Annotated in this window: 14 protein-coding genes and 4 pseudogenes; 6 read left to right on the top strand and 12 right to left on the bottom strand. The window is 64.4% G+C overall.

Annotated elements, in window-relative coordinates; genetic code table 11:
• Positions 1–28 precede the first annotated feature (28 nt).
• The 8 genes and pseudogenes from M2395_RS31435 to M2395_RS32020 all read right to left on the bottom strand — a co-directional run.
• Complete coding sequence (locus M2395_RS31435; protein WP_015633891.1) at positions 29–469, bottom strand: IgaA/UmoB family intracellular growth attenuator; 441 nt, start codon at positions 467–469, stop codon at positions 29–31.
• Positions 470–643: 174 nt separating this feature from the next.
• Positions 644–2107, bottom strand: coding sequence for a protein adenylyltransferase SelO (gene selO, locus M2395_RS31430; RefSeq protein ID WP_123431209.1), 1464 nt, complete (start codon positions 2105–2107; stop codon positions 644–646).
• Positions 2108–2156: 49 nt separating this feature from the next.
• Positions 2157–5510 (bottom strand): mechanosensitive channel MscK, encoded by a 3354-nt coding sequence (gene mscK, locus M2395_RS31425; RefSeq protein WP_011058860.1) that lies wholly within the window; start codon positions 5508–5510, stop codon positions 2157–2159.
• Between the two features lie 62 nt (positions 5511–5572).
• On the bottom strand, positions 5573–7315 hold the full coding sequence (locus tag M2395_RS31420) for a potassium/proton antiporter (protein WP_011058861.1): 1743 nt from the start codon (positions 7313–7315) through the stop codon (positions 5573–5575).
• A gap of 176 nt (positions 7316–7491) precedes the next feature.
• Positions 7492–8091 (bottom strand): annotated as a pseudogene (locus M2395_RS32035) (methyl-accepting chemotaxis protein); the annotation flags it as partial.
• Positions 8092–8394: 303 nt separating this feature from the next.
• A pseudogene (locus M2395_RS32030) lies at positions 8395–9051 on the bottom strand (MCP four helix bundle domain-containing protein); the annotation flags it as partial.
• Between the two features lie 260 nt (positions 9052–9311).
• Positions 9312–10175 (bottom strand): methyl-accepting chemotaxis protein, encoded by an 864-nt coding sequence (locus tag M2395_RS32025; protein WP_401021273.1) that lies wholly within the window; start codon positions 10173–10175, stop codon positions 9312–9314.
• Positions 10167–10937 (bottom strand): annotated as a pseudogene (locus tag M2395_RS32020) (MCP four helix bundle domain-containing protein); the annotation flags it as partial. The gene M2395_RS32025 and the pseudogene M2395_RS32020, both read right to left, overlap by 9 nt.
• Before the next feature lie 311 nt (positions 10938–11248).
• Here M2395_RS32020 and M2395_RS31405 point away from each other — a divergent pair.
• The 4 genes and pseudogenes from M2395_RS31405 to M2395_RS32010 all read left to right on the top strand — a co-directional run bounded on the left by M2395_RS31405 (position 11249) and on the right by M2395_RS32010 (position 13834).
• Entirely contained in the window at positions 11249–11479 is a 231-nt protein-coding gene (locus tag M2395_RS31405; RefSeq protein ID WP_015633896.1) for a hypothetical protein, read from the top strand.
• Positions 11476–11778, top strand: a complete 303-nt coding sequence (locus tag M2395_RS31400; protein ID WP_011058865.1) for a cell division protein ZapA — start codon at positions 11476–11478, stop codon at positions 11776–11778. Before M2395_RS31405 ends, M2395_RS31400 begins: the two co-directional genes overlap by 4 nt.
• A 118-nt stretch (positions 11779–11896) precedes the next feature.
• Positions 11897–12967: pseudogene (locus M2395_RS32015) on the top strand (cache domain-containing protein); the annotation flags it as partial.
• 21 nt (positions 12968–12988) lie between these two features.
• Positions 12989–13834 carry a methyl-accepting chemotaxis protein gene (locus M2395_RS32010; protein ID WP_370511282.1) on the top strand — a complete coding sequence of 282 codons (846 nt, stop codon included), beginning with the start codon at positions 12989–12991 and terminating at the stop codon, positions 13832–13834.
• Positions 13835–13990: 156 nt separating this feature from the next.
• On the opposite strand, the gene M2395_RS31390 is transcribed toward M2395_RS32010, so the two are convergent.
• Together M2395_RS31390 and putA are read right to left on the bottom strand one after the other, a co-directional pair.
• Positions 13991–15793 (bottom strand): acyl-CoA dehydrogenase, encoded by a 1803-nt coding sequence (locus tag M2395_RS31390; RefSeq protein WP_077933246.1) that lies wholly within the window; start codon positions 15791–15793, stop codon positions 13991–13993.
• A gap of 265 nt (positions 15794–16058) precedes the next feature.
• Positions 16059–20012 (bottom strand): trifunctional transcriptional regulator/proline dehydrogenase/L-glutamate gamma-semialdehyde dehydrogenase, encoded by a 3954-nt coding sequence (putA, locus tag M2395_RS31385; protein ID WP_123431207.1) that lies wholly within the window; start codon positions 20010–20012, stop codon positions 16059–16061.
• 81 nt (positions 20013–20093) lie between these two features.
• On the opposite strand from putA, the gene M2395_RS31380 reads away from it, so the two are divergent.
• Both M2395_RS31380 and putP read left to right on the top strand, forming a co-directional pair.
• The gene (locus tag M2395_RS31380; RefSeq protein WP_134532534.1) at positions 20094–20351 is read left to right on the top strand and encodes a hypothetical protein; all 258 of its coding nucleotides are present in this window, start codon (positions 20094–20096) and stop codon (positions 20349–20351) included.
• Positions 20352–20475: 124 nt separating this feature from the next.
• On the top strand, positions 20476–21960 hold the full coding sequence (gene putP, locus M2395_RS31375; protein WP_011058869.1) for a sodium/proline symporter PutP: 1485 nt from the start codon (positions 20476–20478) through the stop codon (positions 21958–21960).
• Positions 21961–22144: 184 nt separating this feature from the next.
• Here the strand turns inward: putP and M2395_RS31370 are convergent, their stop codons facing one another.
• Positions 22145–22639: a DUF2165 family protein gene (locus M2395_RS31370; protein WP_123431206.1), complete on the bottom strand. Its 495-nt coding sequence runs from the start codon at positions 22637–22639 to the stop codon at positions 22145–22147.
• A 108-nt stretch (positions 22640–22747) separates the two neighbouring features.
• Entirely contained in the window at positions 22748–24019 is a 1272-nt protein-coding gene (locus M2395_RS31365) for an O-acetylhomoserine aminocarboxypropyltransferase/cysteine synthase family protein (protein WP_015633901.1), read from the bottom strand.
• Positions 24020–24073: the final 54 nt, after the last annotated feature.

The raw sequence follows: 24073 nt of genomic DNA, 5'->3' as shown, positions 1-24073 counted from the left end.
TGAAGGTGGCAGCCAGGCCGCCAGTGCGTCATTGGGCCAGGCGATGTCCGTTGAGGCCGATGACCACGGCGAACTTCTTGGCGATCACCACTTCGGCCTGGTTGTTGTCGGCCAGGAAGCTTTCCATCGGGAAGGGAAATTCCACGGGAATACCGGCGATCGACATGTGTTTCACCGACTGGACCTGCAGTTCCAGCCCGTCGCTCGCGGTGCCGCCGCTAATCAGATAGACGCTGTCGCTGATCGGCTTGTAGGACATGCCGCCGCTGCCCTGGATGCGTTGCAGGCTGGCGGTCTGTTTGGCCAGCTCGTCCAGTTCGGCCTGGGTAATGCTGCGGTGCGCCTTACCGTGCAGGTGCAGGTCCTGCAGGTTCATGCGGTACTTGGCGCGGCGGCTCAGGTAGATGACGACCGACACCAGGCTGAAGACGGCAAGGGCGAGGGTGGCCAGGGTGAAGAACAGGTTCATGTGCATCCTTGCAGGTACTGGAAATCAGGGCGCGCATTATCCCTGCCCGTCAGTGGCGGGTCCATGCGCAATCCCAGGTTGAGCCAGTGCTGGACGGCAAGCGCCTGCTCAACCTGCGGCAGGTCCGCAGGTTGGCCTAGGGCTTGAAGGTATCGATGGACAGCTTCGCCCGACTCAGGACGAACAGCTGATTTCCAGGTGCTTGCCCCACTCCGGCGGGCGTTCGGCGTAGCTGTCCATGCCGGGCTGTTCCTCGAAAGGCCGGCTCAGCACCTGATGCAGGCGGCGCACTTCGCTGTAATCCCCGGCTTCTGCGGCGTCGATGGCTTTCTGCGCTAAATAGTTGCGCAGGATGTACAGCGGGTTGACCGCGTGCATGCGCTCGCGGCGCAGGTCCTGGCCCTGGATCGGATCGCGGGCGACCCGTTCCCGGTACAGCCCGGCCCAGGCGTCGAAGCCGTTGCGGTCGACGAAGTCGTCCCGCAGCCGTGCCAGCGCCTGCTCCGGGGCGTGCTCCCCCAGCCGGCGGAAGAACAGGCTGTAGTCGACGCCGCTGTTCTGCATCAGTTGCAGCAGGCGTTCCACGAGCTTCTGGTCGTCGTCCTCGGCCTGGGTGAAGCCCAGGCGCCGGCGCATCAGGTCCAGGTAGTGGGCCTGGTACAGCGGCAGGAACAGGCCCAGGCTTTCGCGCAGCGCCTCGACACTGATGAACGGGGTCAGGGCCTGGGCCAGGGCGCTGAGGTTCCACTGGCCGATGGGTACCTGGTTGCTGAAGGAGTAGCGCCCCTGATCGTCCGAGTGGTTGCAGATGAAGTGGGCGTCGAAATCGTCGAGGAAGGCGAAGGGGCCGAAGTCGAAGGTGATGCCCAGGATCGACATGTTGTCGGTGTTCATCACCCCGTGGCAGAAGCCATAGGCCTGCCATTTGGCAATCAGCTCGGCATTGCGCTCGACGATCTCGCGGAACATCGCCAGGTAGGGTTCAGGCAGCTCTTGGCACTCGGGGAAATGCAGGGCCAGCACATGCTCCCCCAACTGCTTCTGCTGCTCGGGTTTCTTGGTGTAGTAGAAATACTCGAAATGGCCGAAGCGGACATGGCTCGGTGCCAGGCGCAGGACCATGGCCCCGCGCTCCTGCTTCTCGCGCCATACCGGAGTGTCCGAGCCGATCACGCACAGTGCGCGGCTGCTGGGAATGCCCAGGGCATGCAGGGCCTCGGAGGCAAGGAATTCGCGGATCGACGAGCGCAGCACCGCGCGGCCATCGCCCATGCGCGAATAGGGCGTCTGGCCGGCGCCCTTCAGGTGCAGGTCCCAGTGTTCTCCCGCCTGGTTGTAGACCTCGCCCAGCAGCAGCCCGCGGCCGTCCCCCAATTGCGGGTTGTAGGAGCCGAACTGATGCCCGGAATAGACCATCGCCCGGGGCTCGGCCTCGGCCCACAGCTTGTGCCCGCCGAACAGTTCGGCGAACACCGGGGTTTCGGCCACGGCCGGGTCCAGGTCCAGCAGCGCCATGGCGCCAGGGCTGGCGGCCACCAGCCGCGGGTTGTCGAGGGGTTCGGGCAGTACGTGGGTCGAGAAGGCGTCGCCCAGGCGGGCGAAGCGGTTGTCGAAGGTCAGTTCGTCGAGGGCTTTCAACGGCCATCTCCCAGCAGAATGTCCGAGTATTCTGCTGGGGAAAGAGGCCTTAGTCGAGTTTGCTGGCCGGCGGTTCCTGCAGCGGCTTGCCCTCGGCCACCGGGACTATGGTCTTGGCCTCGGGTTCGATGGGCACCATCTTGTATTCCTGGCCGTGGAGGTTCTTCAGGTAGACCTCCATCTGCCGGAACGAGATGTTGATGTGCTGTTTCTTGAACTCGCGGTTGATGAAGCGGTTGACCTCGTCGACCACCGGGTTGCGGTCCCCCAGCTCGCGCACGTGCATGCGCAGCTCATGGTCCAGGGTGCTTTCACCGAAGTTCAGGAAGTACACATGGGGTTCCGGCTCCTTGAGGACCCGCGGGTTCTCCCGGGCGGCCTTGAGCAGCAGTTCCTTGACCAGGTCCAGGTCCGAACCGTAGTCGACACCGAGCTTGAGGGTCACCCGGGTGATGGTGTCGGTCAGCGACCAGTTGATCAACTGCCCGGTGATGAAGGTCTGGTTGGGGACGATGATGTCCTTGCGATCGAAGTCGGTGATGGTGGTGGCGCGGATGCGGATCTTGCTCACGGTGCCCGACAGGTTGCCGATGGTGATGGTGTCGCCGATCCGTACCGGGCGCTCGAACAGGATGATGATGCCGGAGATGAAGTTGGCGAAGATCGCCTGCATGCCGAAGCCCAGGCCCACGGACAAGGCGGCCACCAGCCATTGCAGCTTGTCCCAGCTGACCCCCAGGGTCGACAGGGTGGCGACGAAACCTATCCCGGCGATGGCGTAGGACAGCAGGGTGGTGGTGGCATAGGCGCTGCCCTGGGCCAGGTCCAGCTTGGACAGCACCAGTACCTCCAGCAGGCCAGGCAGGTTGCGCGCCAGGGCGAAGGTGATGCCGACGATGATCAGCGCGCCGATGACGTCGCCGATGCTGATGGGCACCATGCTCATGTTGGCGCCGGTGCCGCTGGTGTATTCGTAGAGGGTGACGTTGTCCAGGTAGGAGAACACCGTGATCAGGTCTGCCCATACCCAGTACAGCGCCGCCATGAAGCCGCCCAGCAGGGCCAGGCGGATCAGGCGCAGGGATTGCTCGTTGACCTTCTCGATATCCAGGGTCGGCTCTTCCACCACCGCCTCGCCGCTTTCCCCGGCTTCCTTGGCGGCCTGGCGCTTGCTCAACGCGCGCTGGTAGGCCAGGCGCCGGGCCGCCACGCTCAGGCCGCGGACGAAGGTGGCCTCGATCACCAGCCAGAACATCAGCAGGTACAGGGTGTTGATCAGCCGGTCGCTGAGTTTCAGGGCGGTGTAGTAGTAGCCGAAGCACACGGCGATGAACAGGGCGATCGGCAGCAGGGTGAAGAGCACGCCCACGGCCTTGCGGAACAGCGAGGTGTTCTGGTGGGTCGGGCTGCTCAGCAGCAGGCGGCTCAGCAGCCAGGCCATCAGTGCATAGCAGGTCAGCACCACGGCGATGCCCAGCACGTCCTCGGCCAGGGCTGCGGGCTGGTGCTCGGCCACCGCCACCACGGCCACCAGTGCCAGGACCACCAGCCCCAGGCGGCGGACCCAGCCCTGGAGGAATTCCACCTGGGGTTTTTCCCAGCGGAAATGCAGTTCCGCCACGCCGCCGGGGGCGAGGATCCGATAGGCGGTATAGAACACCAGCCAGGCCTGGGCGATCTGCAGCAGCGCGGCGCCGAGGTTGGCGTTCTGCCCACGGGCGTCGATCTGCAGGGCGTAGCCGCACAGGGCCAGGACCAGGGTCACCGGCATCGCCAGGAGGATGTTCACCAAGATCGCCAGTGGTGTGTGCCACTGGCTGTCGCGTTTGAAATGGCCGATGTCCTTGTGCACCTTGTTCAGGCGCGCATACAGGGCCTTGCGCCGCCACAGCAGGGCGCCGAACAGCAACGCCAGGGGCAGGAACAGCAGTGGCCGCTGGGCCAGGCCGTCGGTCAGTTCGCTGAGGCTGGAGGCCCAGGGCAGGGTAGTGACCTGGCGCTCCAGGCGCACGGGGACGCTTTGCAGCCACTCGGCGTCCAGCGGCTTGTTGCTGGGGATCCAGAACATCTGCTCGTCGAGGGTCGCTCGCAGGCTCTGGGAGGTGCTGAGCAGCTGCTTCTGGTTCAACTGCAGGGTGATGGATTCATTGAGCAGCGCGCTCAGCTCGCGGTTCAGGCGTTCCAGCAGGTCGGCGCGTGTGATGGCGAGATCGATCAGGGTCCGGCGCAGTTGTGGCGTGACCTGTTCCGGGGGTTGGTTCTTGAGCAGGTTGTCGACGTAGGTGCTGGGGCTGCCCAGCAGCTCGCGCTGTTGATTGACTTCGAACTGATAGAGGCGGATGTCGGCGATTTCGTCCGCCAGGTCGCGGTCCAGTTTCAGGCGCGGCAGGGCCTGCTTCTGTTTATAGAGGATCTTCGACAGCAGCAGGCTGCCCTTGAGCACGTTGATCTGCTCGTCCAGGGCCGCATCGCTCTGGGTCACGCTGTCCAGCTGCTGCTTGGTCAGCAGGTTCTGCTGGGTCAGTTCGTTGAGGCGGTCGGTGCTTTTGAGCAGGTAGTCGGAGAGCCTGAGGTTGCTGGCGCTCTCGGTGGCCAGCAGGCTGCTGCTCCCGGCCTTCTGCGCCTCGATGGACTGCTGGGTCACGGTTTCCTGGGACTGGGCCAGGCGCTTCTGGTTGATCAGGGTCTGCAGGTCCTGGATTTCCTGCTCCAGGCGCGCGGTCTTTTCCATCAGCAGGTCATGCTGGCTACTGCCCAGATCCTGCAATTGGCTGTTGCCGGCCAGCTCCTGGCGGCGCAGGGGGATCAGCGCGTTGATCGCTGCCAGCTCGGCGTTGAGCAGGTTGCGCTGGTCGGCGCTGAGCAGCTTGCCGCCGTCCTTGCCGGATTTGAGTGCGGCGTTGATCTGCAGGATGCGCGTCTGGCTGCTGCTGATCTCCGCCTGGGCGCGCTCGGGGCGGGTCTGGGCGGTGATGTCCAGGGTATTGGCGTCGGCCAGGGCCTTTTGCAGGTCGCCCTGCAGGCTGGTGCGCTCGGTCAGCAGCTGTTCGAGCTGCGATACCGGCAACGAGCCGTAGCGCTGGATCACCGGGACCACTTTGCTGGCTTTCAGGCGGGCCAGTTCGCGCTGGTTTTCCGATGTCTGGCGCGGGGCATTGCTCAATTGCTGCTTGAGATCGCTCAGGCGCTGCTCATAGTTCTGCTTGTTGGCCAGCTGGTTCAGGGTGTTCTGCAGCAGGGTCTGCAGGGCCTTCTGGTCGGCCTCCGGCAGTTTGCGCTCGGCGATCTTGTCCAGGCTCTGCTGGACCGCCTCGGCGCTGGGCGGGTCACCGCCCTGTACCGCGCCGACAGAGAGGCTCAGGCCCAGCAGGGCAACAGCGAAAAATTTACGCAGGATAGGCATAGAGGTCGGTCAAGCAAGTAGGAATAGGGGGCGCCATGCCGGGGGCTGACGCGTTCCGCAGTTTAGAGGAAGAGTCCGGGGCCGGGGCGACTTCCTTCGGGGAATCTGACGCCGACCTTGCCGATCTTGTTCCCGTCCATCACGGCCACGGTCCAGATGGTGTTGTTCCATTCCACCTGGTCGCCGACCACCGGTGCACCACCGACCTTCTGGGCGATGAAGGCGCCCAGCGGCATGTCTGCGTCCTGGCCGTCGAGCTTGAGCCCGTAGAGCGCCGAGACCGCGCCCAGCTGGGCATCGCCCTCGAGCACGAAGTCACCGAAGAAGCGCAGGTCCAGGCCGCGTTCCGGAGCCTGGCTGAAGAGTTTGCCCAAGGCCGGGAGGTTGTGTTCATGGCCGATCACGCACAGCAGATCGTCGGCTTCGAGCACCGTACTACCCGACGGATGGAGCAGTTGCTGGCCACGAAACAGTGCGGCGATGCGCGTGCCCTCGGGCATTTTCAGCTCCCGCAGGGCGGCGCCGATGCACCATTTCTCCGCCCCCAGGCGGTAGACGAACAGCTCCCACTCGCTGGTGACGTGGACTTCCAGGGCCGCCCGGGAGATCGGTGCCGGCTCCGGTGGAACCGTCACCTTCAGCCACTTGGCCACCCACGGCAGGCTGGTGCCCTGCACCAGCAGCGAGATCAGGACGATGAAGAACGCCAGGTTGAAGTACAGCTGGGCATTGGGCAGCCCGGCCATCAGCGGGAACACCGCGAGAATGATCGGTACCGCACCGCGCAGTCCGACCCAGGAAATGAAGGCCTTTTCCCGGCCATGGAAGGCCTTGAACGGCGCCAGGCCCACCAGCACCGACAGCGGTCGGGCGAACAGGATCATCCACAGCGCCAGGCCCAGGGCCGGCAGGGCGATGGGCAGCAGGTCGTGGGGGGTGACCAGCAGCCCCAGCACCAGGAACATGCCGATCTGTGCCAGCCAGGCCATGCCGTCGAGCATGTGCAGGATGCCGTGGCGGCTGCGTACCGGGCGGTTGCCGATTACCAGGCCGCACAGGTACACGGCGAGGAAGCCGCTGCCGTGCAGGGCGTTGGTCAGGGCGAACACCACCAGGCCGCCGGCCACCACCAGGATCGGGTACAGGCCGGTGGCCAGGTGGATGCGGTTGACCAGTTGCAACATCAGCCAGCCACCGCCCAGGCCGATCACCGCGCCGATGCCGAACTCGCGGATCAGGTCCGTCAGCAGGCTCCAGTGCAGGCCGGTGTGGCCGCTGGCGAGCATGTCGATCAGGGTCACGGTGAGGAACACCGCCATCGGGTCGTTGCTGCCGGATTCGATCTCCAGGCTGGCGGTGACCCGCTCGTTGAGGCCCTTGCCCCCCAGCAGCGAGAACACCGCGGCGGCGTCGGTGGAGCCGACGATGGCGCCGATCAGCAGGCCCTGGATCAGGTTGAGGTCGAACAGCCAGGCGGCTGCCATGCCGGTCAGGCCAGTGGTGATCAGCACCCCCACCGTGGCCAGGGACAGCGCCGGCCACAGGGCCACGCGGAAGCTCGCGACCCGGGTACGCAGGCCGCCGTCCAGCAGGATCACGGCCAGGGCCAGGTTGCCCACCAGGTAGGCGGTCGGGTAGTTGTCGAAGATGATGCCGCCGCCGTCCACCCCGGCGGTCATGCCCACGGCCAGGATGATCACCAGGATCGGGATGCCCAGGCGCGATGAAAGTGAACTCACCAGAATGCTCGCACCTACCAGCAACGCGCCGATCAAGAACAGGCTGTTGATGGTCGTCGCATTCAAAGGCAGTACTCCAGGGCGAAAAAGGCGGGCGCAGGCTGACCATGCAGTCTGCGTGCCAGCGATTCTAACCTGTTGAAATACGCCACTGTCAAAAAGCTTTTGGCGACAGTGGCGGATTCCCCAGGTGCGAATTCCGGCGCCGTTTTACCGGCGCCATCCAGGGCTGGCGGGGTGTTTCAGAGGCGGAAGCGGGCAACCATGCCGTTGAGGTCCACGGCCAGGCGCGACAGCTCGTTGCTGGCTGCACTGGTCTGGTTGGCACCGGTGGAGGACTGCACCGACAAGTCGCGGATGTTCACCAGGTTGCGGTCCACTTCCCGGGCCACCTGGGCCTGTTCTTCAGCGGCGCTGGCGATCACCAGGTTGCGTTCGTTGATCTCGATGATGGCGCTGTTGATGGTGTCCAGGGACAGGCCGGCACCCCGGGCGATATTCAGGGTCGATTCGGCGCGTTCGGTGCTGTTGCGCATGGAATCCACGGCGTGCTCGGTGCCGCTCTGGATGCTGCCGATCATGCGTTCGATTTCGCTGGTGGACTGCTGGGTGCGGTGGGCCAGGGCGCGGACTTCGTCGGCGACCACGGCAAAACCGCGACCGGCCTCACCGGCACGGGCGGCCTCGATGGCGGCATTGAGGGCCAGCAGGTTGGTCTGGTCGGCCAGGCCGCGAATCACGTCCAGCACCTTGCCGATGTCCCGGGACTCGTTGGCCAGGTCGCCGATCAGGCTGGCGGTGCCCTGCACGTCGGAACTCATGCGCTCGATGGCCGACACGGTTTCCTGCACTAGGTCGCGGCCGTCGCCGGCGGAGGCGGTGGCATTCTTCGAGGCTTCGGAGGTGCTCACCGCGTTGCGCGCCACTTCTTCCACGGCGCTGGTCATTTCATTGACCGCGGTGGCGGCCTGTTCGATCTCGTTGTTCTGCTGGGTCAGGCCGCGGGCGCTTTCCTCGGTGACGCTGTTGAGCTCTTCAGCCGCCGAAGCCAACTGGGTGGCGGAACCGGAGATGCGCTGCAGGGTGTCGCGCAGTTTTTCCTGCATCTTGGCCATGGCCTGCAACAGGCGCCCGGCCTCGTCACTACCATCGACCTTGATCGGCCGGGTCAGGTTGCCCTCGGCGATTTCCTCGGCGGCGCCCAGGGCGTTGGCGATGGGCTGGGTGATGCTGCGGGTCAGCAGCCAGGCGAAGAGGAAGGTCAGGCCAGTAGCCAGCACCAGCAGCGCCACCACCAGGTTGAAGGCCAAGGAGTACTGCTCGGCGGCTTGCTGGTTGGTGTCCACGGTCTGCTGGGTGTTGATCTCCAGCAAGCGGTTGAGCACGGTGTTCATGGCTTCGGAGTTGTTCAGCAGTTCGGTGTTGAGCAAGTTGCGCAGCTCATCCACCTGATTGTTGCGCGACAGGCTCTTCATCCGCTCTTCGATCTGCCGGTACTGGCCCAGCAGTTGGAGGTACTGCTCGTAGGCGGATTTTTCTTCCGGGCTGGTGATGAATTTTTCGTAGATGACCTGGGCGGCGCGGATCTGCTGGTTGCGCATTTCCAGCAGTTCGATGGTCTTTTGCTGCACGTCCGGCTCACGGTTCACCAGCAAGCGGTAGGACAGCACCCGCAGGCGCAGGGTCAACTGGGTGAATTCGTCGAGGCTCTTGATGCTTGGCACGCTGCTCGACGTGATGTCTTCGGCGGCGCCGCGGATCTTGCTCATCTGGTTCAGGGCGAACACCCCGAGGATCAGCATCAAGCCGCCGATCATGGCGAAGCCGAGGAAGGCCCGCGGAGCGATATTCATATTACGAAGGGACATGGTAGGTACCAAAAAGGGCGCATCCGTGCGGGGCTTGAGACTGACTCTACCGTGACTTATCGGTCGTACGACTAAAGTCTTGAGTCTCGCCGTGGATTAAGCCTCTCCGGTACCTGCCTGCTGGAGTGCCTTGAACGCCACCCTCACCAGCCCCCACCGCTCAACGGCGGGAGCTGGAGCAGGGCGCAAGGGCTTCAGAGCTTGAATCGGGTGACCAGGTTGCTGAGGTCGACCGCCAGGCGTGACAGCTCGCTGCTGGCGGCCTGGGTCTGGTTGGCACCGGTGGTGGACTGTACCGACAGGTCGCGGATGTTCACCAGGTTGCGGTCCACTTCACGGGCCACCTGGGCCTGTTCTTCAGCGGCGCTGGCGATCACCAGGTTGCGTTCGTTGATTTCGCTGATGGCGCTGTTGATGGTGTCCAGGGACTGGCCGGCCCCCCGGGCGATGCTCAGGGTCGATTCGGCGCGTTCGGTGCTGTTGCGCATGGAGTCCACGGCGTGCTCGGTGCCGCTCTGGATGCTGCCGATCATGCGTTCGATTTCGCTGGTGGACTGCTGGGTGCGGTGTGCCAGGGCGCGGACTTCGTCGGCGACCACGGCAAAACCGCGACCGGCCTCACCGGCCCGGGCAGCCTCGATGGCGGCATTGAGGGCCAGCAGGTTGGTCTGGTCGGCCAGGCCGCGAATCACGTCCAGCACCTTGCCGATGTCCCGGGACTCGTTGGCCAGGTCGCCGATCAGGCTGGCGGTGCCTTGCACGTCGGAGCTCATGCGCTCGATGGCCGACACGGTTTCGCGCACCAGGTCGCGGCCGTCGCCGGCGGAAGTGGTGGCGCTCTTCGAGGCTTCGGAGGTGCTCACCGCATTGCGCGCCACTTCTTCCACGGCGCTGGTCATTTCATTAACCGCGGTGGCGGCCTGTTCGATCTCGTTGTTCTGCTGGGTCAGGCCGCGGGCGCCTTCCTCGGTGACGCTGTTGAGCTCTTCGGCCGCCGACGCCAACTGATGGGCGGAGCCGGAAATACTCTGCAGGGTGTCGCGCAGCTTTTCCTGCATCGTGACCATGGCTTGCAGCAGGCGCCCGGCTTCGTCGCTGCCATCGACCGTGATGGGGCGGGTCAGGTTGCCTTCGGCGATCTCTTCGGCGGCCCTCAGGGCATTGGCGATGGGTTGGGTGATGCTGCGGATCAGGCGCCAGGCGAACAGCAGGGTCAGGGCGCTGGCCAGCACCAGCAGCCCCACCACCAGATTGAAGGCTCTGCGGTACTGAGCGGCAGCATCATCGTCGGCGACGGTGGCGTAATGGCTGTTGATCTCCACCAGTTGGTTGAGGACCGCGTTGATCTTTTCGGCGCTGTCCATCAGGTCGGTATTGAGCAGTTGTTGCATGGCCTCAAGCTGGTTGTTGTGCGACAGCTCGATCAGTTGGCTCTCCAACTGCCGGTGGTGGCTCAGCAGCGTGCCGTATTGCTCGTAGGCAAGGCGCTCCTCGGGGCTGCTGATGAGCTTCAGGTACTGGGCCCGGGCTTCTTCGATCTTCTGGTTGCGCTGGTCGATGGCATCCAGGGTCTGCTGCTGGGCCTGGGGTTCGCGGTTGAGCAGCAGCCGGTAGGCCTGGACCCGTTGGCGCAGGCTGAGCTGGGTGAACTCATCGACGCTCTTGATGCTCGGGATGGTGTCCTGGCTCATGCGCTCGGTGGCTGAGCGGATCTTGCCCATCTGATTCAGGGCGAACACCCCGAGAAACAGCATCAGGCAACCGATCAGGGCAAATCCGAGGAAGGCCCTCGGGGCAATATTCAGGGAGCGCAGGGACATGGACATTACCTCGGGTGAGCGCTTTATTGCGCTGGCAGGATCAGGGACGTACCTGTCTATCGCGTTGAACAATGGCTTCTTGAACCGGCGGATGCAGTTTCAGAAATTTCTTATGCGTAACTGGGAAAGTTCATAAAAGTCCGAGACTCCGACGAGGCGTCAGGAACCGGAGCGCAGAATGACAGTCTCTAACAGCTCTCGCGGAAGGGTCATCGCCAGTAAAATCAAGGCTTTGCGCCTGGATAACCCTGGCATCCAGGGTGACTTTTCTTTATCGTACGCGCCCTTTGCAAAAAGCCCGGAAGATCAAAATGTTGGAAGCATCCCTCAGCCAATTGGAACAGCTGGTCAGCGACCTGGTGGTACAGAACCAGGAACTGCTCGGTACGAACGCAGCCCTCAAGGAACAACTGGACCAGGCCAAGGATGAAAACGAAAGCCTGCAACTGAGCCTGATGGAGCAGGAAGAAAAGCAAGGCGCCACCGCTGCCCGCATCCAGGCGCTGGTTGAGCGTGTCAGCGCGAGCCCGGCCAATCCATGAGACATCACATCGATGGAGTGAAGGTCGTTTCGATCCTGGGGGAGGATTACTCGATCAAGGCGCCGGCCGGGGAAGAACAGACCCTGATGGACGCTGCGCTGATGCTCAAGGCGGCCCTGGCCGACACCAAGAAGAAGTACCCGACGCTGATCGGCGAGCGCCTGCTGGTGCTGGCGGCGATGAACCTGTGCTCGCAGCAGATCGAGATGCAGAAGCGCCATGCCCAGGAACTGGAGCGCTATCAAGAGCAAGTGAGCGCCACTGTCGAGGTCATCGCCAAGACCATTCAACAGAACTGACGGAACTGCACACAGCCGCAGGGTTATAGGTTGGACAAACATAACTAATGTTTGTATACAACCTTCCGCGGCTGGCGCGACATTTCAGCCTCTTATACCAATAAGAAAGAGGTGTTCCATGCAATTCTGGCGACGCAGTATTCAATGGCAACTGGTCCTCAGCATGGGCTCGGCCCTGCTGGTCAGCCTGCTGGTGGTGGTGGCGGTCTACACCGTGGTGATCAACCACCTGACCCAGAACTACCTGGTGGACAAGGCGCTGCCTTCGAGCATCGAAGCCATGCGCAACGATATCGAGCGCATCCTCGCCCAGCCGCTGACGGTCGCCCGGGACATTGCCAGCAACGGCATGCTGCGCGATTGGCTGGCAGGCGGCGAGGATCCGGCCCAGGCCCAGGTGTTCGTCGACTACCTGGAAGGCATCCGCGCCGAAAATCAGGCCTTCACCACCTTGATGGTGGGCACCGCGACCAACCACTACTACAACGAGAAGGGGCTGGATCGCACCCTCAGCCGTTCCAATCCCAAGGACGCCTGGTTCTACAGCTTCATCGACAGCGACAAGCCGCGGCTGCTCAACATCGACACCGATGTGGCCACCGGCGAGTTGGCGATGTTCATCGACATGCGGGTCAAGAAGGACGGCAAGCTGGTGGGGGTGGCCGGGCTCGGGCTGAAGATGCAGGCGCTGTCGCAATTGATCCATGACTTCAGCTTCGGCGAGCGCGGCAAGGTCTATCTGGTGCGCGCCGACGGATTGATCCAGGTTCACCCCGAGGCGCAGTTCAGCGGCAAGCGGCACCTGTCCGAGCAGATCGGCGAGTCGGCCGCCCAGGCGGTCATGGGGCACGAGGGGCTGGCCAGCAGCCGGTTCGTGCGCGACGGCGAAGACTTTGTGGCCCTGAGCCTGCCACTGCGGGGCATGGGGTGGTCGCTGGTGGCCGAGGTGCCCGAAGCGCAGATCTACGCCGATGCCCGGCAAACCTTGTGGCTGACCACCGGCATCGGCCTGGCTATCGCCCTGGTCTGCCTGCTGCTGGTGATCTGGCTGGCTCGCGGCCTGGTGCGGCCGGTGCGTCAGGTGACCGCCGGGCTGGTAGCCATCGGCAGCGGTGGTGGCGACCTGACCCTGCGCCTGGATGCCAGCCGGGCCGACGAGCTGGGGGACCTGGCCCGGGGCTTCAATCGTTTTCTCGACAGCCAGCACGGCATGATCGGCGAAGTGCTGGCCACCACCGAGCGTCTGCGCTCATCCGTGGGGCAGGTGGCGGCGGTGGTGGAGAACACTGCCGAGCGCTCGGGGCGGCAGCAGGAAATGACCGACATGGTGGCCACGGCCGTGCACCAGATGGGGCTGACCGTCCAGGACATCGCGCGCAATGCCGGGCAGGCGGCCGATGCGTCCCAGGCGGCCCGGGATGAGGCCCAGCTGGCCCAGGGGGTGGTGGACGGCTCGATCCGGCACATCGAAAGCATGTCCGGGGAAATTGCCCTGGCCGCCAGCGCTGTCAGTGAACTGGCGCATCAGGTGGCCTCCATCGATCAGGTATTGGCGGTGATCCGCGGGGTCTCCGAGCAGACCAACCTGCTGGCCCTCAATGCGGCTATCGAGGCAGCCCGTGCCGGGGAAATGGGCCGAGGCTTTGCCGTGGTGGCGGACGAAGTGCGGACCCTGGCCCAGCGCACCCAGGCTTCCACCGACGAGATCCAGCAGATGATCCAGAGCCTCAAGCAGGGCGCGGAGAATGCCGTGGCCTCCATGCATGCCGGGCAGTCGGCCACGGGTACCGGGGTGCAGTCCAGCCAGCAGACCGGGGCTTCGCTGACAGCGATTACCGGGCAGGTTGAGCACATCAGCGACATGAACCAGCAAGTGGCCACCGCCACCGAGGAGCAGTCGGCGGTGACCGAAGAGATCAACCGCAATGTCCAGGGCATCTCCGATCTGGCCCGGGCCACCGCGGCCGAAGTCCAGGCCTGTCGTGAAGACTGCCGGACCCTGCAGCGCCTCTCCGAGGACCTGGCCCGACAGGTGGGCGGCTTCAAGCTGCACTGACCACCCGCCGCGGTGCGTCAGGCCGGGCGCCTTCGCCGGCAAGCCGGCTCCTACGGGGAGCAATGGCGCCTGGTGTAGGAGCTGGCTTGCCAGCGAGCCATGCGCCGCGGTGCGTCAGGCCGGGCGCTTTCGTCGGCAGCCCGCTCCTGGGTGGCCTCAGAACCAGGCGTCCTGCATGCTCAGGCAGGTATCGTCCCGCGCTTCCAGCAGTGCCAGCTCGTGCTGGCAGCCTGGCACTTCCCAGGTCAGGAAGTAGCGCGCGGCCTGCAACTTGCCCAGGTAGAAATCCCGATCCGCCGCCACTGCTCGCGCCAGTCCTTCCTCGGCCCGGATGGCCTGTTCCAGCCAGCGCCAGCCGATCACCGCATGGCCGAAGGCTTTCAGATACAGCGCCGAGTTGGCCAGGGTGCCGGTGACCTTGCCGCTGGCCAGGTCACCCAGCAACCCCAGCGTCACGCTTTGCAGGCGCGTTACCAGTTGTTCCAGGGGCAGGCGCAGGGCGTCCAGTGATTGATGGGCGCGGGCCCGCTCGCCGGTCTCGGCAATCAGGCGTACCAGGCGCTTGAGCCCGGCGCCGCCGTTCTGCGCCAGCTTGCGTCCCAGCAGGTCCAGGGACTGGATGCCGTGGGTGCCTTCGTGAATCGGGTTCAGGCGGTTGTCGCGGTAGTACTGCTCCACCGGGTACTCCCGGGTATAGCCGTGGCCGCCGAGAATCTGGATCGCCAGTTCGTTGGCCTTCAGGCAGAACTCTGAAGGCCAGGACTTGACGATCGGGGTCAGCAAGTCCAGCAGTTCGTGGGCCTGCTGGCGCTCGGCCGCATCGGCCAGGGTGGTGGTGTCGTCGAACAGCCGCGCCGCGTATAGCCCCAGGTCGAAGGCGCCTTCGACGTAGGCCTTCTGGGTCAGCAGCATGCGCCGCACATCGGCGTGCTGGATGATCGCCACCGGCGCGGTGCTCGGGTCCTTGCTGTCCGGCAGGCGACCTTGCGGGCGTTCGCGGGCGTATTCCAGGGAGTACAGGTAGCCGGCGTAGCCGAGCATCACCGCCCCCATGCCGACGCCGATCCGTGCCTCGTTCATCATCTGGAACATGTAGCTCAGGCCGTGATGGGGCTTGCCCACCAGATACCCCACGCACTGGCCGTTATCGCCGAAGTTCAGCGCGGTGGAGGTGGTGCCGCGCCAGCCCATCTTGTGGAACAGCCCGGCCAGCAGCACATCGTTGCGCGGCCCCAGGCTGCCGTCGTCGTTGACCAGGAACTTGGGCACGATAAACAGCGAAATGCCCTTCACCCCGGGCGGCGCGTCCGGCAGCTTGGCCAGGACCATGTGCACGATGTTTTCCGACAGCGGGTGGTCGCCGCCGGAAATGAAGATCTTGTTGCCCTTGAGCCGGTAGCTGCCGTCGGCGGCCGGTTCGGCACGGGTGCGGATATCCGATAGCGACGAGCCGGCATGGGGCTCGGTCAGGGCCATGGTGCCGAAGAAGCGACCGTCGATCATCGGCTGCAGGAAGCGTTGTTTCTGTTCTTCGGTGCCGAAGCTCTCGATCAGGTTGGCGGCGCCCATGGTCAGGAACGGGTAGGAGGTCGAGGCCGCGTTGGCCGCCTGGAAGTGGGCGAAGCAGGCCTGGGACAGCAGGGTTGGCAGTTGCATGCCGCCGGCCTCGAAACTGCGGGCGGCATTCAGGAAGCCGGCTTCGAGGAACGCATCCACCGCCGGTTTCACTTCGGGGATCAGCACCGCCTGGCCGTCTTCGTAGCGTGGCTCGTGCTCATCGCCCTTGCGGTTGTGCGGGGCGAAGAACTTCTCGGCGATGCTGCGGGCGGTGCCCAGGGCGGCGTCGAAGGTTTCCCGGTTGTGCTCGGCAAACCGCTCGCGCTGGGTCAGGCCCTCGGCGTCGAGTACCTCATACAGTTCGAAGGCCAGATTGCGGGAACTGAGCAGCGTCTCGGACATGGCGGCATACCTGTGGGATAGGGAATGGGCCGAGTCTAGGCGCGTGAATGAAGGCTGGATAGCAAGATTGATTTCGGTGATGCAAAGCCCAAAAAACCTCAATAGGCGTCGGCTTCTGCAGGAGCGGGCTCGCCCGCGAAGGCGTCATGGGAGGGTGATGCAGGGCTCAAGGGCCTCTTCGCCGGCAAGCCGGCTCCTACAGAGGACGGGCAAAAAAAATGGGCGCCGGTCAGGGCGCCCATCGATGCAGCAGAACCTTCGGCGATCAGCCGATGGTCATCAGGCTGGCGTTGCCGCCGGCCGCTGCGGTGTTGACGCTCAGGGCGCGCTCGATCACCAGGCGCTCCAGGGCAATCGCGGTCTCGCCCTGGGACAGACCCTGGACGCCGACGATGGCACCGGCACGCTGGGCCACCTGCTGGCAGACGCTGCGCAGCTGGTCGGAATCACCGTGGTGCAGGACGGCGTCGAATACCACTTCGTCCTTGCTCCAGTCGGCCACGCGCTGGATGCGTGCCTGGACTTCCTTCGGCAAGCGGGCGAACAGCGCCTTGCTGATCTCGCTTTCCGGCCACACCGCCGAGCCACCGACGGCCAGCACGGCTGCCAGTTGGGTCAGCAGGTCACCCTCGACTTCCGCCAGGCACAGGACGTGCTCGCGGGGCAGGATGGCGTAGCTGTTGCGCTCGCCGGTAGGGCCGGTCAACTGCCGGGTGATGCCGCTCTGGGACTGGCCGGCGAACTGTTTGCACAGGATCGCCAGTTCCGCCAGCTTGCTGCTCTCGGCCCAGGCTTGCAGGGCGTTCAACGGCTTGCTGAGGACTTCGCGCAGGCGCAGGTCCGGGGCGTACTCGGCGTCGCCACGGGCAAAGGACTGCTCGATGGCATCCACCGGGCGGGTCGACAGCAGGCGGTACAGGTACAGCGGGCCGCCGGCTTTCGGGCCGGTGCCCGACAGGCCTTCGCCGCCGAACGGCTGCACGCCGACCACGGCACCGACGATGTTGCGGTTGACGTAGACGTTACCGGCGTGGACGTTGTCCACCACCTTGGCGATGGTCTCGTCGATCCGGGTGTGCACGCCCAGGGTCAGGCCGTAGCCGGAAGCGTTGATCTGGGCGATCAGCTGGTCGATTTCCTTGCGCTTGTAGCGCACCACGTGCAGCACCGGACCGAAGATCTCGCGCTGCAGCTCGTCGAAGCTTTCCAGCTCGATCAGGGTCGGCATGACAAAGGTGCCGCGCTTGCATTCTTCGCCGTCGGCGATGGCCATCTGGTACACGTTGCGACCTTTGTCGCGCATGGCCTGGATGTGCTTCTCGATGCCGGCCTTGGCTTCGGCGTCGATCACCGGGCCGATGTCCACCGACAGGCGCTCAGGGTTGCCCAGGCGGTTTTCGGCCATGGCGCCCTTGAGCATTTCGATCACGCGGTCGGCGGAATCTTCCTGCAGGCACAGCACGCGCAGGGCCGAGCAACGCTGGCCGGCACTGTCGAAGGCCGAGGACACCACGTCAATGACCACCTGTTCGGTCAGGGCCGAGGAGTCGACGATCATGGCGTTCTGGCCACCGGTTTCGGCGATCAGCGGGATCGGCCGGCCCTGGTTGTCCAGACGCCCGGCGATGTTGCGTTGCAGCAGGCGCGCAACTTCAGTGGAGCCGGTGAACATCACGCCCTTGACGCGCTCGTCACCTACCAGGCGGGCACCGACGCTTTCGCCCTGGCCCGGCAGCAGTTGCAGCACGCCTTCGGGAATCCCGGCTTCGAGCAGCAGGCGCACGGCCTGGGCGGCTACCAGCGGAGTCTGTTCGGCCGGTTTGGCCAGGACCGGGTTGCCGGCAGCCAAGGCTGCGGCGACCTGGCCACTGAAGATCGCCAGCGGGAAGTTCCATGGGCTGATGCACACCACAGGACCCAGCGGACGGTGGGCGTCGTTGCTGAAGTCGTTGCGGGCCTGCACCGCGTAGTAGCGCAGGAAGTCCACGGCTTCACGCACTTCGGCGATGGCGTTGGCGAAGGTCTTGCCGGCTTCGCGGGCCAGCAGGCCCATCAGCGGCTGGATCTCGCCTTCCATCAGGTCGGCGGCGCGTTCCAGGATTGCAGCGCGTTCGGCCGGCGGCGTGGCCTGCCAGATCGGTGCGGCGTTGAGGGCGCACTGGATGGCGTTGTCGACGTCTTCCACCGTGGCTTCTTGGACATGGCCCACCACGTCGCGATGGTCCGACGGGTTGAGTACCGGCGCCGGGGTTTCGCTGCTGGCGGCGCAACCGAGCATCGGTGCGGCTTTCCAGTTGTTGTGGGCGGTGGCCAGCAGTGCGCAGGACAGCGACGCCAGGCGGTGTTCGTTGGCCATGTCGATGCCGGCGGAGTTGGCACGCTCGGCGCCATACAGGTCACGCGGCAGCGGAATGCGCGGGTGCGGCAGGCCGAAGCCGCCTTCCAGGGTGGCCATCTGTTCGATCTGGGTCACCGGATCGGCCACCAGTTCCTGGATCGAGATCGACTGGTCGGCGATACGGTTGACGAACGAGGTGTTGGCGCCGTTTTCCAGCAGCCGGCGTACCAGGTAGGCCAGCAGGGTTTCGTGGGTGCCCACCGGTGCATAGACGCGGCATGGACGGTTCAGCTTGCCCTCGGCAACCTTGCCCACCACTTGCTCGTACAGCGGTTCGCCCATGCCGTGCAGGCACTGGAACTCGTACTGGCCGGGGTAATAGTTCTGACCGGCAATGTGGTAGATCGCCGACAGAGTGTGGGCGTTGTGGGTGGCGAACTGCGGGTAGATGACTTCCGGCACCGACAGCAGCTTGCGTGCGCAGGCGATGTAGGAAACGTCGGTGTACACCTTGCGGGTGTAGACCGGATAGCCTTCCAGGCCTTCGACCTGGGCGCGCTTGATCTCGCTGTCCCAGTAGGCGCCTTTCACCAGGCGGATCATCAGGCGGTGACGGCTGCGACGGGCCAGATCGATGACATAGTCGATCACGTACGGGCAGCGCTTCTGGTAGGCCTGGATCACGAAGCCGATACCGTTCCAGCCGGTCAGTTGCGGCTCGAAGCACAGGCGCTCCAGCAGGTCCAGGGACAGCTCCAGGCGGTCGGCTTCCTCGGCGTCGATGTTCAGGCCGATGTCGTACTGCTTGGCCAGCAGGGTCAGGGACAGCAGGCGCGGGTACAGCTCTTCCATCACGCGCTCGTACTGGGCGCGGCTGTAGCGCGGGTGCAGGGCCGAGAGCTTGATGGAGATGCCCGGGCCTTCATAGATGCCGCGACCGTGGGAGGCCTTGCCGATGGAGTGGATGGCCTGCTCGTAGGACGCGAGGTACTTCTGTGCGTCGTGCTCGGTCAGTGCGGCTTCGCCGAGCATGTCGTAGGAATAGCGGAAGCCCTTGGCTTCGAACTTGCTGGCGTTGGCCAGGGCTTCGGCGATGGTTTCGCCGGTGACGAACTGTTCGCCCATCAAGCGCATGGCCATGTCCACGCCCTTGCGGATCATCGGCTCGCCGCTCTTGCCGATGATGCGGCTCAGGGAGGAGGTCAGGCCGGCCTCGTTGTGGGTCGACACCAGCTTGCCGGTAAGCAGCAGGCCCCAGGTGGCGGCGTTGACGAACAGCGATGGGCTGTTGCCCAGGTGCGGCTGCCAGTTGCCGGTGCTGATCTTGTCGCGGATCAGCGCGTCACGGGTGCCCTTGTCGGGGATGCGCAGCAGGGCTTCGGCCAGGCACATCAGCGCCACGCCTTCCTGGGACGACAGGGAGAACTCCTGCAGCAGGCCCTGGACGATACCGGCACGGCCGCCGGCGCTCTTCTGGTTGCGCAGCTTCTCGGCGATCGAGGCGGCCAGCTTGTTCGCGGCTTCGGCGGTGGCAGCCGGCAAGCGCGCCTGCTCCAGGAGCATCGGCACCACTTCCGGTTCCGGGCGGCGGTAGGCGGCGGTGATCGAGGCGCGCAGCACCGACTGCGGGAGAATGCTTTCGGCGAACTCCAGGAAGCATTGGTGAGCGTGATCGGTCTGTACCTCGCCGGCATCCTCGCCGTCTTTGGCGGTGGCACTGCTCAGCTCGGTCAGGGTTGCACCACCCTCGAGTTTTTCCAGGTAATTGAAAATCGCCTGCTTGATCAGCCAGTGCGGCGTACGATCGATCGAGGCCGCGGCGGCCTTGAGGCGCTCGCGGGTAGGGTCGTCGAGTTTGACCCCGAGGGTGGTGGTAGCCATATTTTTATCCTCATGTTTGCCACGCACGTGTGGCATCAGCTGGCGGCAAGATTATCCGCGCACTGCAATAGGTGCAACCGGGTGCAACCCATTTTTAGCTGGAAAAAGAAGCAGCTTGTCAGGAATAAAATTCCTGCACGGAGTGGCTTGCCTCCTACTGGTGCCTTTACTTCTGAAAACGCCATTTTTTGCTCCAAAAAGGAGCAAAAGCGTCGTCAACGACCAGTTTTTGGACAAGGTGCAACTGATTCGGCGCAAATTGGTTGCACCTTGTTCGTCTTGTTGCATAGGATTCGCGGCCAAGGTGCAACCGTCCTGCAGGACTGGTTCATCGGCTGATGGCTTTCCTGGGGAAACATCAGTCATAAATGCGCGGCCCGCCTGATCGTCTCCCAAGCGTCATCGTTTGGCGGCGGGTGGCAGTGGCCGCCGCACCATAAAAACAAAGCCAGGGCGTAACTCAATGAGTGCAAGCAATCCAACCTTGATCACCTTCGTGATCTACATCGCGGCAATGGTGCTGATCGGCTTCATGGCCTATCGCTCCACCAACAACCTTTCTGACTACATTCTTGGCGGCCGCAGCCTTGGCAGCGTGGTCACCGCGCTTTCCGCCGGTGCTTCCGACATGAGTGGCTGGCTGCTGATGGGCCTGCCGGGCGCCATCTACATGTCCGGTCTTTCGGAAAGCTGGATCGCCATCGGCCTGATCGTCGGTGCCTACCTCAACTGGCTGTTCGTGGCCGGCCGCCTGCGGGTGCAGACCGAACACAACGGTGACGCGCTGACCCTGCCGGACTACTTCTCCAGCCGCTTTGAAGACAAGAGCGGCCTGCTGCGGATCATCTCTGCGGTGGTGATCCTGGTGTTCTTCACCATCTACTGCGCCTCCGGCATCGTCGCCGGTGCCCGCCTGTTCGAAAGCACTTTCGGCATGCCCTACGAGACAGCGCTGTGGGCCGGTGCGGCGGCAACCATTGCCTACACCTTCGTGGGTGGTTTCCTGGCAGTGAGCTGGACCGATACCGTCCAGGCCACGCTGATGATCTTCGCTCTGATCCTGACGCCGATCATCGTGCTGTTGGCGACCGGTGGCGTGGACACCACCTTCCTGGCCATCGAAGCCAAGGACCCGACCAATTTCGACATGCTCAAGAACACCACTTTCATCGGCGTCATCTCGCTGATGGGCTGGGGCCTGGGCTACTTCGGCCAGCCGCATATCCTGGCGCGCTTCATGGCCGCCGATTCGGTGAAGTCGATTGCCAAGGCCCGTCGCATCTCCATGACCTGGATGATCCTGTGCCTGGGCGGCACCGTGGCGGTGGGCTTCTTCGGTATCGCCTATTTCTCGGCGCACCCTGAGGTGGCCGGCCCTGTGACCGAAAACCCTGAGCGGGTGTTCATCGAACTGGCCAAGCTGCTGTTCAACCCGTGGATCGCGGGTGTGCTGCTGTCGGCCATCCTGGCGGCAGTCATGAGTACCCTGAGCTGCCAGCTGCTGGTGTGCTCCAGTGCCCTGACCGAAGACTTCTACAAAGCCTTCCTGCGCAAGCACGCTTCCCAGCTGGAACTGGTGTGGGTCGGCCGCGCCATGGTGCTGGTGGTGGCGCTGATCGCCATTGCCATGGCCGCCAACCCGGAAAACCGCGTGCTGGGCCTGGTGAGCTATGCCTGGGCCGGGTTCGGCGCGGCCTTCGGCCCCGTGGTACTGATTTCGGTGATCTGGAAAGGCATGACCCGTGACGGCGCGCTGGCCGGCATCATCGTCGGTGCCGTCACCGTGATCCTGTGGAAGCATTTCGCTCTGCTGGGCCTGTACGAAATCATCCCGGGCTTCATCTTCGCCAGCCTGGCAATCCTGCTGGTGAGCAAGATGGGCACGCCGAGCGCCGGCATGGTCCAGCGCTTCGAAGCGGCCGAGAAGGATTTCAAGCTCAACCACTGAGTGCGTAAATCCTGCCCTGATTCCCCGGGGCGCTGAAGAACGGCCCGCTGCGTCACCGCAGCGGGCCGTTTTTTTTGCGTCCCGTAGCCGCTGCCGCAGGCTGCTAACGAGGGGCGCTCGGAGGGACCGCAAGGCCCTGCGGGCCTTTGCGCAGCCTCGCCATGGCTCGGCTGCGGTTACAGGGTCAGTGCAGCTCGGTGTCGGGCTGGTTGAGGAATATCAGTACGCCCAGGATCGCCATGTAGAACTTGAACGCCGCGTCCTGGCCGTTCCAGGCCTTGGACTGCCACATCATGAACCACTCGCCGCCGACCACCATGAAACCGAAGAACCAGACGCAGAAGCCCAGGCAGAAGCCGGCAATGGCCCAGCGCTTGGCGCGGTTGAAGTCGCTGGCGACACCGTGCCGGGCCAGCCACAGGTGCAGGGCGCCAAACACCAGCAGCGCGCCGGTCAGGGCTTCGCCGGCGATGATCAGCCAGTAACCGGCATTCCACAGCAGCGGCAAGGTCAGGGCGCGGTCGGTGGCGCTGTTGCCGGGGAAGACGCTGTCCATGCTCAGCACGTGCTGGACAAAGGCGAAGTTGGAACCGTAGTCGCTGATGTTGTTGTAGGCCACCAGCAGGGCGAAAGCCGCCACTGCCAGGGTCATGGTGATCTTGACGTAACGCACAATCATGTCGGGTTCCTTTGCGGGTGATCAAGGGTCCTGGGGGCTGGAGAGGGGAGAGGCGTGGGTGCCAACGCGCTAGGCAATGGCCCTGGCGCAGAACGCCAGGGCCGGGGATCAGGCTTGTTGCAGTGCCTGGTCCAGGTCTTCGAGCAGGTCTTCGATGGCCTCGATGCCTACCGAGAGACGGATCATCTCCGGCTTGACCCCGGCCTTGGCCTGCTCTTCTTCGTTCATCTGCCGGTGGGTGGTGGATGCCGGGTGGCAAGCCAGGGACTTGGCGTCGCCGATGTTCACCAGGCGCTTGAAGATCTGCAGCGCATCGTAGAAGCGCACGCCTGCGGCATAGCCGCCCTTGAGGCCGAAGGAGAGGATCGCCGACGGCTTGCCCTGCATGTATTTGCGCGCCAGTTCATGGTGCGGGTGGTCGGGCAGGCCGGCGTAGCTGACCCAGGCCACCAGCGGGTGGGCCTTGAGGAACTGCGCCACCTTGAGGGCGTTGTCGGTGTGGCGCTCCATGCGCAGGGCCAGGGTTTCCAGGCCTTGCAGCAACAGGAAGGCGTTCATCGGCGCCAATGCTGCGCCGGTGTTGCGCAGCGGCACGGTGCGGGCCCGGGCGATAAAGGCGGCGGGGCCGAACTTCTCGGTGTAGACCACGCCGTGGTAGGCCGGCTCCGGGGTGTTGAGGCTGGCGAACTTCTGCGGGTGGTCGGCCCAGGGGAAGTTGCCGCTGTCGACGATCACCCCGCCCAGGGAGTTGCCGTGGCCGCCGACGTACTTGGTCACCGAGTGCACCACGATGTCGGCGCCGAACTGGATCGGCTTGCACAGGATCGGCGTGGCCACGGTGTTGTCCACCATCAGTGGCACGTTACGGGCGTGGGCGGCCTGGGCCAGGCCCTCGATATCGACGATGTTGCCCGCGGGGTTGCCGATGCTCTCGCAGTACACCAGCTTGGTCTTGTCGTCGATCAGCTCGGCAATGGCCTCGGCCGAGTCGTCCCGGGCGAAGCGTACTTCGACCCCGAAGCTGGGCAGCAGGTGGGCGAACAGGGTGTAGGTGCCGCCGTACAGCTGGGGCGTGGAGACGATATTGTCCCCAGCCTGGGTCAGGGTCTGGATCGCGTAGTGGATGGCGGCACTGCCGGCGGCCACCGCCAGCCCGGCGATCCCGCCTTCCAGGGCGGCCATGCGCTGTTCCAGCACATCGTTGGTGGGGTTCATGATGCGGGTGTAGATGTTGCCGGGCACATCGAGGTTGAACAGGTCAGCGCCGTGCTGGGCGTTGTCGAACTCGAAGGCGACGTTCTGGTAGATGGGCACGGCCACGGCCTTGGTGGTCGGGTCCGACTTGAATCCATGGTGCAGCGCAATCGTTGCGTCTTTCATAAATCCTCGACTCAGAAATAATCCATTAATGAGCACAGCCAGGCAGGTCGTGTG

The organism is Pseudomonas sp. BIGb0176 (assembly GCF_024810175.1).
In the GTDB taxonomy this organism is placed as follows: domain Bacteria; phylum Pseudomonadota; class Gammaproteobacteria; order Pseudomonadales; family Pseudomonadaceae; genus Aquipseudomonas; species Aquipseudomonas protegens.
This window is presented reverse-complemented; position numbering and strand designations above follow the sequence as displayed.